This window comes from Sphingomonas sp. GW822-FHT03G08 (genome assembly GCF_058801135.1).
In genome coordinates this window covers 854774-867127 of record NZ_JBXAMZ010000002.1, presented here as the reverse complement: position 1 = coordinate 867127, position 12354 = coordinate 854774, and the positions used below count along the sequence as shown (strand labels likewise).

7 protein-coding genes are annotated in these 12354 nt (G+C 65.9%); 2 read left to right on the top strand and 5 right to left on the bottom strand.

Translation table 11 applies throughout. From position 1 onward, the window contains the following. The first annotated feature begins 14 nt into the window (after nucleotides 1-14). Nucleotides 15-3287, top strand: coding sequence for a TonB-dependent receptor domain-containing protein (locus AC1RJ5_RS21255; protein WP_493115561.1), 3273 nt, complete (start codon nucleotides 15-17; stop codon nucleotides 3285-3287). 69 nt (nucleotides 3288-3356) lie between these two features. Here the strand turns inward: AC1RJ5_RS21255 and AC1RJ5_RS21250 are convergent, their stop codons facing one another. The 4 genes from AC1RJ5_RS21250 to AC1RJ5_RS21235 form a co-directional block, all read right to left on the bottom strand. After that, nucleotides 3357-3734, bottom strand: coding sequence for a YdbL family probable chaperone protein (locus AC1RJ5_RS21250; RefSeq protein WP_269575997.1), 378 nt, complete (start codon nucleotides 3732-3734; stop codon nucleotides 3357-3359). Further along, complete coding sequence (locus AC1RJ5_RS21245) at nucleotides 3734-3958, bottom strand: YnbE family lipoprotein (protein ID WP_260396173.1); 225 nt, start codon at nucleotides 3956-3958, stop codon at nucleotides 3734-3736. The genes AC1RJ5_RS21250 and AC1RJ5_RS21245 overlap by 1 nt, the downstream gene beginning before the upstream one ends. Beyond that, complete coding sequence (locus tag AC1RJ5_RS21240; RefSeq protein ID WP_493115558.1) at nucleotides 3955-6984, bottom strand: intermembrane phospholipid transport YdbH family protein; 3030 nt, start codon at nucleotides 6982-6984, stop codon at nucleotides 3955-3957. Before AC1RJ5_RS21240 ends, AC1RJ5_RS21245 begins: the two co-directional genes overlap by 4 nt. A 329-nt stretch (nucleotides 6985-7313) precedes the next feature. Further along, nucleotides 7314-7712 carry an Imm39 family immunity protein gene (locus AC1RJ5_RS21235; protein ID WP_342251317.1) on the bottom strand — a complete coding sequence of 133 codons (399 nt, stop codon included), beginning with the start codon at nucleotides 7710-7712 and terminating at the stop codon, nucleotides 7314-7316. 246 nt (nucleotides 7713-7958) lie between these two features. Between AC1RJ5_RS21235 and AC1RJ5_RS21230 the strand changes: the two genes are divergently transcribed. Beyond that, nucleotides 7959-8828 (top strand): hypothetical protein, encoded by an 870-nt coding sequence (locus AC1RJ5_RS21230; RefSeq protein WP_493115556.1) that lies wholly within the window; start codon nucleotides 7959-7961, stop codon nucleotides 8826-8828. A 453-nt stretch (nucleotides 8829-9281) separates the two neighbouring features. Here AC1RJ5_RS21230 and AC1RJ5_RS21225 read toward each other — a convergent pair whose 3' ends face one another. Beyond that, on the bottom strand, nucleotides 9282-12257 hold the full coding sequence (locus AC1RJ5_RS21225) for a TonB-dependent receptor plug domain-containing protein (protein ID WP_493115554.1): 2976 nt from the start codon (nucleotides 12255-12257) through the stop codon (nucleotides 9282-9284). Between the last annotated feature and the right edge of the window lie 97 nt (nucleotides 12258-12354).

The window sequence follows — 12354 nt, the reverse complement described above, 5'->3', positions numbered from 1 at the left end:
AACGGGGATACTCAATGCAGTCCAGGATGGTGTGTGGCACGGCGATTGCCGTGGTGGTGGCGTGCGTCTCGCAGCCGGCCCAGGCGCAGGTGCGCCAGTTCAACCTGCGCGAGCAGGCCGCGGTAAAGGGCATTCCGGAGTTCAGCCGCCAGGCCGGCATCCAGGTGGTTGCGCCCGCCGGGCGCCTTGCGGGCAAGACGACCAAGGCGGTGAGCGGCCGCATGTCGATCGACGCCGCGCTTGACCAGCTGCTGCGCGGCACCGGGCTGCGCGTGGTTGCGCGCAGCGGCGCGACGATCAGCCTTGGCCAGGGGCCGGAGGATCCCCGCCCCCAGCCGGAACCCGCCGTCGCTGAGGACGAGGGCCAGGAAATCACCGTCACCGGTTCGCGCATCGCCCAGCGCGTCCGCGATACCGCCACCCCGGTCGCGGTGGTGACCGAGGAGGACATCCAGCTCTCCGGCACGATCAATGTCGAGGATTTGTTCAACGACATGCCGCAGTTCGTGCCCTCCACCAATGGCGGCGCGTACGGCAATGTCGTGCCCGGCGGCACGGCGGATGCGAATTTGCGCGGCTTCGGCGCGACGCGGAACCTGGTGCTGGTCAATGGCCGGCGCTTCACCATCTCGGGCCCCGAGCAGGTTACCGATCTCAACTCGATCCCAACCGCGCTGATCAAGCGCACCGAGATCGTCACCGGCGGCTCGTCGGCGGTCTATGGCTCGGACGCGATCACCGGCGTGATCAACTTCATCCTGCGTGACGATTTCGAGGGGATCGAGCTCGGCAGCCAGCTCAATCTAGACAGCCCGACCGCAACGCCGACCTACAGCATCGACCTGACGCTGGGTAAGAACTTCGGCGGCGGGCGCGGCAACCTCACCGTGTCGGGCAACTATCTCGATCGCGGCGCGGTGACCCGGCGCCAGCGCGGCGACTTCGCGCCGCAATGGCTGGTCGATGGCTGCGTGACGCCCGAAAGCTATGACAAGCGCGGCGCGGGCAAGCCGATCGCGGTGCCCTCGGGCTCGACCTGCCGCGCGGCGGGCGGCGTGCCCGGGCTGATCGCCAGCGGCAGCGGCGACATCCCCAATGGCCGCTTCACCGGCGTGCCGCTGGTCGGCTCCTCGACCTCGACCCCGGGGCTCGATGCGGCGCTGGTCGCCGCCGGCCTGGGCGGGCTCGGCTCGCGCGGCTTCACCTTCAACGATGCCGGCACGGCCGCGCGCCCGGCGCTCGATCCGCAGGACAATTACAACCTCCAGTCCGACAATTATCTGATCGTGCCGCAGAAGCGCTGGATGGTGAACGCGTTCGGCCATTACGACTTCAGCGACGCGGCGACCGCCTATGGCGAGTTCCACTACAGCCAGAACAAGGTCGACCAGCAGCTGGCGCCGGCGAGCATCAGCGGCACCTTCCTGTTCAACACCAACAATCCCTATCTCACCCCGGTGATGCAGAATGTGCTGCAGCAGCTCGACCTGGCCGAGCGCACCTCAAGCGCGACCAACCGGCCCGGCGACGGCATCGTCGCACTCACCGCGGCACGGCGGCTGGTCGAGGTCGGCCAGCGCGTCAACCACAGCCAGCGCGACGTGGTGCGCGGCGTGTTCGGCCTGCGCGGCGAGATCGGCAGCGTGTCGAGCAGCTTCCTGAGCGACCTCAACTACGACGTCTATTACAGCTATGCCGAGACGAAGCAGCGCGACAGCCAGGACGGCAATATCTCGCGCAGCCGCTACCAGACCGGGCTGCTCTCGCAGAACGGCGCGACGCCGCTGATCAACATCTTCGGCCAGAACATGTCCCAAGCGGCAGTGGACTCGATCATCGGCGACGCGACCAACCGCAGCGTGGCGAAGCAGCAGGTGGCGCAGGCCACGCTTTCGGGCACTTTGTTCAAGCTGCCGGCCGGCCCGGCGGGCTTCTCGCTGGGTGCCGAGTGGCGCAAGTCCTCGGCGCGCTACACGCCCGACACCTTCCTGTCCTCGGGCGACGCGGTCGGCTTTCCGGCAAGCCAGCCGACCAAGGGCAGCATCACCGCGCGCGAGATCTTCGGCGAGGTCAAGCTGCCGCTGCTCCACGACCTGCCACTTATCCAGAAGCTCACCGCCAATGGCGGGTTCCGCTACTCCGACTATGACCTGAAGGGTGTCGGCGGCGTCTGGACCTATCTCGGTGGCATTGAATGGCGCGTCGACGACAATATCGCGCTTCGTGGCCAGTATCAGCGCGCGGTGCGGGCGCCCAATGTCGGCGAGCTGTTCGGCGGCCTGCGCCAGAGCAGCGAAGCGGCGATCGACCCCTGTTCGAGCCGCCAGCCGACCGCGCAGCAGACTGCGGCGGTGCGCGATCTCTGCATCGCCACCGGCGTGCCGGCATCGATGGTGTTCACCGCGCCGGTGCAGCCGAACAACACCGTCACCGCCACCTATGGCGGCAACCCCAGTGTCGGTGAGGAGCGCTCGAACACCTATACGCTGGGTGCGGTGATCACGCCGCGCGCGATCCCGCGACTGGTGCTGAGCGTCGACTATTTCAACATCACGCTCGACGGCGCGATCGCGCCGCTGGGCGGCGGGCTGAACAACACGCTGAGCCTCTGCTACAACACGGTGCAGGACGCCACGAGCGAGTTCTGCCGCGCGATCAGCCGCAACCCGGCGACCGGCGAGATCAGCGGGCAATACACCGCGCAGATCCTCCAGGCGAACACCGGTTCGCTCAAGACCTCGGGCATCGACTTCGGCGCACGCTATGCCTTCGACCTGGGCTTTGCGCTGCCGGGGCTGGGCGACGGGCACAGCACGCTGGAGCTGGGCACCAATTGGACCTGGACGCGCGAGTTCACTTCGGTTCCCGTCGCGGCGCTGCCTGCGATCAAGAACGAATGCGTCGGCGCGTTCGGCACCACTTGCGGCGAGCCGATCCCCGAATTCCGGGGCGTGACCCGCGTCACCTGGCGCAACGGCCCACTCGACCTGAGCGTGCGCGGTCGCTTCATCGATGCGGTGACGATCGACACCTATCTGCTGCCCAGGCGCCGGGGCAGCACGACCACGCCGGACCTGGCGAACCTGGTCAATCCGCGGATTCGCCCGCAGCAATATTTCGACCTGTCCTTCGCCTACAAGATGGACAATGTCCGGCTGTTCGGCGGGATCAACAACCTGCTCGATCACAAGCCGCCGATCGTCAACAATCCGCGCGCGAACACCTATCCCACCACCTATGACGCAATGGGAATGGGCTTCTTCTTCGGTTCCACGATCAAGTTCTGAAGAAGGATGGCCGGGCGGTTCCCTCACCGCCCGGCCACACCCTGTTCCTGCAATTCCGACGCGATCGCGTCAGAGGCAGCGCGGGTCGCGCACCGGAGCGTCGTTGCCACGGGTCAGCCAGCGGCCGTCGGGGGCGCGGTACTTTTCGCCCGGCACGGTGCGCAGGATCAGGTTGCAACCGGTGACGAAAGCCATCTGCTCCACGGTCGAGCTCGCGGCAGCCTGCTTGGTGTACTGGCTCTTCCGCTGGATGTTGATGTTGTTCACGATCGCCTGAAGCGCGGGCGTGGCCGCGCCGACGATGCCGATATAGCCGTCGGGCTGCTCGCCCACGAGCCCGTCCTCGCGCGCGGCCTGATAGGCCGGGTCGCGCTGGGCGAAGGCGGGAGCGATCAGGCCGGCTGCGAGCGCCGCCGACAGGCCGAGAGTGGAGAGCATGTTGCGCATCAGAAAATTCCCGGATTGTCCTGGATGAGTTCCTTCGCCTTGTTGTCGAGACGATAGACTACTTCCTGGGTGATCGAAATATTGAGGTTGATGACGATCGGCTTGTCGGGCGCGGTCACGTTGATGCAGCCGCCCGCGAGCAGGATCGGAGCTACTGCAAGATATCTGCGCCAGCATGGTTGCACCTGTGTCATGCGTCGAAACTGCATCTTCTTGCCTTTCATGGAACAGGGGCGCTTTCGCGAGGCTGAACGGCTGGTTTCGCCGCCTCCTGTGCACGATTCTGCTCCTCGATCAATGCGGGCAGGTTCCGCTCGATCAGGCGGCGGGGATCGTACCAGGACTGCACCGAGTCGAGCAGCTGGCGGAAGGGTGCGCTGATCCGCACGTTGAACACGAAGGGCAGCCGCGCCAGCCGGCGGATCAGGAAGTTCGATTTCGTGCCCTTGCCCTGGCTGATGCCGGAGAAGTTGATGTCGGTGATCATCTCGCCGGCCAGCGGGCCGTTCATGCGGATCGTGAGGTTCCGGTAGTTCAGCGACTTCAGCGCCTGGAAAGCCATGTTCCCCCACAGGCCGACATCCTGCCGGGAGACCTCGCCGACATAGGCGATGTGTCCTCCCTCCCGGGCGCGGAGCTCGCCGCCCTCGATGCGCCCGCCATTCGCATCGAAGATCATCGGCAGCGTGCCATCGAACGTGCCGGTGGCGTCGAGATTGTCGAACGCCATTTCCTTCAGGAACAGCGCCGCATCCGCGCCCTTGACGTGGAAGGTCAGCCGCCGCTCGCCCTTTTCGTTGAAGTCGAGGATGGTCGGGTCGAGGACGAGCTCGCCGCCCGCGAAGGGCCAGCGGGCGCCCTCCACCTGGACGCGGCGGCTGTCGAGCAGCTGGTAGCGCAGGGCGCCGTCGCGGACCGGGACGCCGGGGTTGATCTCGGCGACGCGGGCGGCCTGGCCCGGCGCGGTGCGCATGTTGAGCAGGTCGACGAAATCGAGCTGCGTCGTCAGCCCCGAGACCGGACCGAATGCCGCCGCCAGGGCGATGTCGGTCGCGGTGAAGCGGCCCGTGCTGGTCACCGTGTCGCCCGACCAGGCGAAGCGGCCGGTGCCGGCTACCAGGCCCTCGACATCCGCGATCACACCATAGGTGAGCGCGGTAAGATCCGTCGGCTGGAGGCCGTCGACCTTGAAGCGGATGCCCGGGATATCGAGCACGGCCTGTCCCTCGCCCTTGGCCAGGTCATGCGCGACTTCCACCTTGCCCACCGCGACCTGGCGCTTGGGGCCGAGCAGATCGGCATGCGCTTCGATCCTGCCGTCGCGAAAATTCACGGTCGCGGCGGGGGCGGCGAGGGATTCGAAACGCGCAGGGGCTTCGGCGTCGGAGAGGGTGAAACCGCCCAGCAGCGCGAGGTTCCCGTCCTCGAATTTCCAGCTCCCCTTCCCTTCCGACACCACCAGCGGCACCGCGCCGATCCGGCCGCCGAGCCCCAGAAAATCGCCGGCCAGCCCCGACCCGAACCCGCCGCCCAGCTGGGCGATATCGAGCCGCGTCGGCTGATCGACACCCAGGCGCAGCGCGGCCCCGGCAAGACGGAAGCGGCTCGCGCCCAGATCGAGCTGCGCCGCGTCCACCACCAGATCCAGCGGACTGTCGCCGACCTTGCCGTGCAGGTTCAACTTAGTGCCGCGGACCCCGCCCGCAAGGCCCCGGGGGCTCCACCGGACCATCGCCGGGCCGACCGGGCAAAGCGGCAGCCGATCGCCGTCCAGCACCACGCTGCCCGCCGAGATCCGCGCGAAGCCGAGCGTGGCGCAGCCCGGGTTCAGCTCGAACGCGCGCGCGTCCCAGCGGGCGAGCAGCGGCATCGCCAGTCCCTCGACGCGACCGCCGCTCACCGGACCCGACAAAGTGGCCGAGGTGCGCACTTCGCCGGCAGTGCCGCGCAGGCGGAAATCGAGGTTCGAGAATGCGAGCCGCGCATCGCCCGCCACATAGGGCCGGACGAAACCGGTACCGCGCAGCTCGGCGCTTCCCGGCCGGCGCGACAGGCGGACCACGGCATCGGGCAACCCGCCGCCGCCGAGCGACAGCTGGCCCGCCAGATCGATCGCGCCGCCCGGCAAGGCCAGCCCGGCGCCCGACCCCTGGCCGAAATGCAGCCGCGCGCCCGATGCCGCCGCGACCGCCAGGTTGCGCAGGCGAAGCTCGGCCGGGTTGACCGCCACCACGGCGGTACCGCTGAAATTCCGGCCGGCGTCGCGCACGGCACCGGCGAACTTGCGGACCAGCGGCGCCACCGGGCTGCCCTGGCCGAGATCGCCATAGCCGGCCAGGCGCCCGAGCATCGCCGGCGGCAGCGCCGCGCGCTCGACCGCGACTTCGCCCTGGAACGCCGCCGCGTCGCCCAGCGCGTAGCTGCCCGAGATCGCAGCCGCGCCCGCGCTGATCTCCCGGGCGGCCAGCGCGCCGGAGCGGAGCGCGACCTTGCCCTCGGTGCGGGCGCCGGTGCCGGCGAAATCGACCGTGCCGCTGAACAGGCGCAGGCTGCCGAGCGAAGACGCGACGGCCGGCGCGGCGAGGCCGGCACTGCCCTGCCAGCGTGCCAGCGACGCGTCGAGCGCGGCGCGGAGATCGATGCGCGGCTGCGCGGCGCGGACATCCGCACAAGCCAGCCGCGCCGCCTGGGCCGGCCCTTCGAGGCTGGGCGCTCCCTTGCGGATGCGCAGCTGCATCCGGGCGGTGGTGCCGTCGAGCGTGCACTCGGCAAGGCGCAGGCGCGGCGCGGTGGCGCGCACATTGCCGGCGAACCCGTCGCTCAGCATCCCCTTACCGCTGAACTGCAGCAGGACGCGGCCGGCATCGCTGTCGAGCCGGAGCCGGGCATCGGCGAGATCGACGATCATGCGGGGGAGCGAGAAAGGCTTGCCCGAGGGCGGCGGCATCAGCCGGTCGAGCGATCCCAGCGAGAGCGCCCCATTGACGATGCGCCCCTTCGCCCGGATCGCGCCGGCCTTCACCACCAGCACTTCGGCACGCCAGGGAGAGAGCGCGGTGCGCAGCTCGATCCAGTCCGCGGCCAGATCGGGATCGCGCGGATCGCCGATCGACACATTGGTCAGCCGCTGCCGCCAGGGCGACAGCTGCTCGATCTCGTAGCGGGCGGCAACGCCGCGCGCGGCCAGCTCGCGATCGACAAAGCCGCGCGCGATCGTGCGCCGCTGCAGCCAGACCGCGGCGAGCGCCACCACCAGAACGATGGACAGGACAATGGCAATGCGGCGCCGGCGCGACATCCCGCGGGGGGCAGCGGGTTGCACACTCCCTGCGTCCGTCTCTTCCTCCCTGCCGCTCACACCCGCTCCAGCTCACCAGCGGCCGTCCGGTTGCGGCGCCGTAATCACTTAGAGCTTTTCTATGCTGCAAAGGTTCCGTGAAAGGCAACGGCGTGCGGGTTACACCCCTGCCTTAGAGGGAGGGGTGCGTATCGATATTCAGATGCAGCGGTTTAGGCCGTGGGCTCATAAGAGCAGCTTGTCGGCTAACGCCCCAATAGCGGACGTGGGATTTGCCGGCCTCAAGTCGCATCAAGAAGTTCTTTAAACCTATCGATGGGCAAATTGTATTTCTTGCCAGCGTGGACCAGTGCAGTAAGCGTTGCCTTCCGATATACCCGAGCCATCTCATCTTCGGTTGCGCCCAATAGCCGATGAACATCGATTTCTATCGCCAGTGGCAGTTCACCATCTTTGGGGTCTATCCTGCCAAAATGCGGCTTTTCCTCATCGACCAACCCCTCTCTAATGATGAGCCCGACCCACCTGAATGGCGTATTTTCGAGATACTCTGACTGGATTATTTCCTGTTCCAATTCCTCGCGTACCCGATTACCGGCCGATGCCACGGCCTTTGTGGGCCGCACTCTAGCCATCGTAAGCGCGACACAGCCTATTACCAACTTTCTATTGTGAGCCATGTCGAAGCCCGCTTCCCGCTATCGCTCGTTCGTGAGAACGATCGACCATTTCCTAGGCAAGCACAACGACCGCTTTCCGCCCAATAGCGGCCGCTCAGCGGAGACGGCCGATCCAAAAGCTGCCGGGCTGCAAACGCCCGAATTGCAGCCATGCCCGCGAAGGCTATAGTCTACTTTGCGGCGCTTAGATTATGAACCTCGATTTGGAGCTTGGGCATTGGATATCGTGTTCGGGGAGTGTGACCAGTGAGAGCGATGTGGCGATTCCTTTCCTTCGGGTGGATAGGGTTCGTTCTCTTTGGGGCCCCAGTCCATGCTCAGGATGGCCCGCGCCTGCAGAAGCTCTCCGATAACTATATCGCGTATCTGACAGGTGGCGCATCGACATCCAATGGACCGATCGAGGCGACAATTCGTCGATTTTCTGAACGGCCGGCAGGGCCTAAGATTATTTCAGCGGCGGAATGGGAAACGTTGGTCGACAGTCGATTGATCCCCATTACTCAATTGCGCGCTATGCTATCGAATTGTCGGGGAGGCGGAACCGCTCTGCTCTGGGAGGATAAAGTCCCTGAATTTAGCCGCCATCAATTTTTGGAGTGCGTCATCGCGGGCGAGGTTAGGGTGATGTATGTCATCGTTCGGGCAAGGCAGAACGACGGCAGCATCGTCTCCGTGAAGGCTATCGAAGGCAGTCCTATGGGTTGGCAGCCGCCGCCCCCAAGCGGACCTGCGTGGCGGCAGTTCGATGAACACCTGTTTGCTCAATACAAGTCAACCGTTGGCAGATTTATAGACACTTTGTCTAAAGGCACGCCCCCAAGCGACGCCCATTCGCCGAAATCAATTGAACTATATCGAGACGAAGGTGATCCAGAGAGCATCTCTGTAGGTGCGCTGAGGAATATTACGACGGGGTGCAAGGTTGCATTTATGGCAGCCGCGAAAGTTTGGATCAGAAAGGAAAAAATTCAAAAAGAGGGCATTAAGACTGCCCTAAAGTGCGACGCAGCTAGTTCTGCGCCTTCGGATATTGTAATTTATTCGTCATTCTCGGGCGTGGATATCGATACCGTAGCAGTGGCGGCGGCGAACAACTATAAATTGCCACATTAGAAGCGGCGGCGCGGAAATAAAAATGGCTGGCCCGCCCCAAATTCCCGATGAAGCCAAGCCTCGCCCGCATGGACGAATGACCCATAAAACGTCCAGCAAATCTGGCCGTGGCGGCTAGCCACCCAATCTCGGACGTTCCACCCTCGTGCCAGAAGCGGTCGTTTAGGCGTTCGCGACCTGGCAGTTCCCCGGCGAAGGCGGGGTCCAGGGTCACAGGCGATCCGGCAGAGAAGCCCTGGGCCCCGGCCTTCGCCGGGGAACTGGAAGGGCTGGATGTCGATATGGTGACGCCGGGCTTGCCCTGACATATCGCCAGGCCTCCACCCACCCCTAGCCCCTCCCTTCCAGGGAGGGGAATTTGCCGCTGTCCCGCAGTGTCCTCCCCCAAAAAACAGAGCAGGCTTGGCGGAGGGACGGGCCCTGCGCCAAGCCAGAGGGGAGTTCGGAAGGCGATCAGAACTTCAGGCGGACACCCACGCGATAGGTGCGGCCGAGCGTGTCGTAGAGCGCCGGGTTCACGTCGAGGCCGGTGTTGGTCTGCGGCGACGGCGCGGGATCGTGGTCGAAGAGATTGTCGACCTTGAAATAGGAGGTGATGTTGCCCGTCAGGTTCACCGAGCCGCCGACGTCGAAGTAGAAGGCGCCCTTCATCGTGTTGGTGTTGATCGTCGGGTGGTTGGTGGTCGAGACCGGGCAGCCCGACTGGCAGACGACATATTGGTTGCCGTACACGCCGTCGGAGAACCAGCGCTGCTGCGCCATCAGCGTGAAGCCGGGGCCGTCATAGGACTGGACGGCGAGCCACTTCCAGTGCGGCGTGTTGCCGGTGTTGGCGCCCGCCTGATCGACGACGTCCACACCCTTCACGCCGGCATCGACGAGGAACTCGCGGACATGCGTGCCGAGCGCGCGGACCGTGAAGGAACCGGGCAGGCCCAGCGGCCGCTTCCACTGGTAGCTCGCTTCGATATCGAACCCGCTGGTCTTCCACGAGGCGAGGTTGAACGGCTGGACGTTGACGAAGTTGCCGCCCTGGGTCGGGCTGTTGAGCACGAAGCCGCCGCAGAACTGGGTGAGGCCGTCATGGCAGAACTGGACGATCTGCGCCGCCGAAAGCGTCGAGATCACGCCCTTCAGCTTGATGCTGTAATAGTCGAACGAGAGGCTGAGCCCGGGCAGCCAGGACGGGTTCGAATAGACCACGCCCAGTTCGGTGTTGCGGGCGATTTCCGGCTTCAGATCGGGGTTGCCGACCGTGTTCTGGAAGATCTGCACCGTCGGGCCATAGGGATTGGCGAAGCTCGGCACCGTGGTGACGGTGGGCGCGGCGTAGAGTTCGGAAAGGTTCGGCGCGCGGACGTCGCGCGAGGTCACCGCGCGGAAGCGGAGCCCGTCGAGCGGCGTATCCCAGGTGCCGCCGATCTTCCACGCCCAGACGGTTCCCGAGGTGCTGTAATGGGTCATGCGGGCGGCGGGGTTGAGGTTCGCCTTGCCCATCGGCCCGTCGAACAGCGGCAGGTTGAGCTCGAGAAAGCCTTCATAGACGCTGTAGGCGCCGTTGCCGTTCTTGTAGTTGCCCGCCGCATAGTTGCTGCCCTGCGCCGAATTGAGCAGCGGATCGGCGGGATAGGCGGCCGAGTTCGGGCTGATCGCGGAGACGCCGGCGCCATAGGGATCGGCGTTCACCCGGTAATATTCGTGGCGATACTCGCCGCCGAACGCGACCGTGAGCGGCCCCGCCCAGAGATCGAACGCCTCGCCCGAGAAGTTCACGCTCGCGACATCCTGGGTCAGCGTGGTGTGCTGGAACGGCCCGTTCTCCGGCTGGACATAGGCGAGCGCCGCCGCGGACGGCGCCGCGCCGCCGAAGACGTTGATCGGCTGGCAGCCGAGCGCGCGCGCCTGGGCGTTGGCACAGACGACCGCGCCGTTGAGCATGACCGCGTCGACCGCCGCGGCATAGCGGTTCTGCAGCACGATGTGATCGACATCGATGTACGACTTGGTGGTGCCGCGCTCGTAATAGGCGTCGTAATGCCACTTGCTGCCGAGCGCGCCCTTCACGCCGGCGACGAAGCGATATTGCCGCCGGTCGGTGCTGACCTTCGGGCTGGGGAACGAACCGTTGCTCGATCCGAAGGCGAAGGAGGTGATGTTGGCGGTGCCGCAGCGATCCTTGATCGACTGGGGCAGGAAGGCGTTGGCGCAGGAGATGGTGAGGTTGACGCGGTTATAGCCGGGGCTCGGCTGGTTGCTGGTCAGCACCTGCGCGACATTGGCGGTGATGTAGAATTCCTGGCCCTCGGCGAAATCGAAGCCGATCCGGCCATAGCCGTTGATGCGCTCGAGCGAGGACTTGAGCGAGGCGCCCGAGCCGACGCCGCCCGAAAGATCGCCGCCGACGCAGAAGCTGTTGCCCGGATAGCAGTTCGACACGGTGCCGTTGCCCTGGGGCACGCCGTTCGAGCCATAGTTGAAGTTGTAGGGGACGCCGTTCTGGTCGAACGCGATGCCCTGGAGCGGCCCGTTGGTGATCAGGCCGTATTTCGCATACTGATAGGACTGGGCGTAGTCGCTATAGGTATATTGCGGCGCGCCGCCGGTGGTGACCCGGCTGTCGAGCAAGGTCGAGGCGCGGAACCAGTCGCGGTCGCCGGCAAGGTCGGTGCCGAAATTGCCCGGCCCGACGCCGCCTTCATTGTCATATTCGCCGCTGACCACGAGGTGCACGCGATCGTCGAACAGCGAGGTGCCGAAGGCCGCCTGGGCCAGCCCGGTCTTGTCGTCGTTGTAGCGGGTGATGCTGCCGAGGATGTTGGCCTTGAACCCGGTGAAGTGGGTATCGGTGATGAAGTTGACGACACCGCCGACCGCGTCCGAGCCATAGGAGGCCGAGGCGCCGCCGTTCACCACGTCGACGCGCTTGACCAGCAGCTGCGGGAACATGCTGATGTCGGGCACGCCGGTGACGTTGGCGCCGACGACGCGCTGGCCGTCGAGCAGGGTCAGCGTGCGGATCGCCTGGAGGCCGCGCAGCGAGAAGGAGCTGAGGCCCTGCTGGCCGCTCGAGGTGCTGAACGTGCCGGTGGAAGCGCCGGTCGAGCCCTGGAGCGAGGGCAGCTGGGCGATCGTGTTGAAGATGTTGGGCTGGGCGTTGCTGGCGATCTGCTCCTCGCCGATCACCGTGGTCGGCGTGGGCGCGTTGAAGCCGCTCGCGATGATGCGGGTGCCGGTGACGATGATCTGGCCATTGTCGCTGGCCGCGCTGTCGTCCTGCGGCGCGGCGGCGGGCGCCTCCTGGCTTTGCGGCGCCGGTGCCGGCGCGGTCTGCGCGAAGGCCGGCGTGCAGCACAGCGCCGCGGCGAGCGCGGCAAGGCTGGTAGCGCTATCACGAAGCAACGCACCGCGGGTGAAGCTATTCCCCATCATCCATCCCCTGATCGTTATCGTCACATGGTCTGTGCCATTGTGTCCGAACCTTATCTGATCGGGGTGGGCGCGGCATCTACGACCATGGTCGCAGACG

Coding starts and splice junctions, on each gene's coding strand:
- AC1RJ5_RS21245 (WP_260396173.1), bottom strand. CDS start 3,958: ATGAAAGGCAAGAAGATGCAGTTTCGACGCATGACACAGGTGCAACCA.
- AC1RJ5_RS21255 (WP_493115561.1), top strand. CDS start 15: ATGCAGTCCAGGATGGTGTGTGGCACGGCGATTGCCGTGGTGGTGGCG.
- AC1RJ5_RS21225 (WP_493115554.1), bottom strand. CDS start 12,257: ATGATGGGGAATAGCTTCACCCGCGGTGCGTTGCTTCGTGATAGCGCT.
- AC1RJ5_RS21250 (WP_269575997.1), bottom strand. CDS start 3,734: ATGCGCAACATGCTCTCCACTCTCGGCCTGTCGGCGGCGCTCGCAGCC.
- AC1RJ5_RS21235 (WP_342251317.1), bottom strand. CDS start 7,712: ATGGCTCACAATAGAAAGTTGGTAATAGGCTGTGTCGCGCTTACGATG.